Below are 463 nucleotides of genomic sequence, written 5' to 3' on the forward strand. Positions count from 1 at the left end.
GTATCTGGAGATAAAGTCGTCTATCTTATCGGTTTGATCTGCCGGAACGTATATAATCAGCGACAGTCCATTCTTAAAGCCAAAGGCGGGATTTATGTAGCCTATAAATGGATTTGTTGCCATTCTGTTAGCTACTTCCATAAGCTCATCTGGGGGCACGCTCAGAAATGCGACGAAACTCTTCAGTCCAATGAGTCTTAGATTGTACAAGGCGCTTACGTTTAGATACTTCCCGTAGTACTTGTCGTATAGCCTTTTGAGCCTGTAGTAGTCTATGCCCTCGCTCTCGGATATCTTCTTCAGGCTGTCTGTTGGATGCCTGTTAAGGATTTCAACCAGAAACTCGAGCTCTTCCATCACAGGCTCGACCATTCTACCTCACCGATTTATGCCTAGGAAAAAGTTAAATCGTTTTGATATTAAATTCTTCCGGTGATGACTATGGTGAAGATAGAGGTTGTGG

General features: G+C 43.4%; 1 pseudogene. It reads right to left on the bottom strand.

What is annotated here, in order from left to right:
- Window positions 1-372 (bottom strand): annotated as a pseudogene (locus E3E42_RS11705) (Lrp/AsnC family transcriptional regulator); the annotation flags it as partial.
- Between the last annotated feature and the right edge of the window lie 91 nt (window positions 373-463).

Source organism: Thermococcus sp. JdF3 (assembly GCF_012027495.1).
GTDB lineage: Archaea > Methanobacteriota_B > Thermococci > Thermococcales > Thermococcaceae > Thermococcus.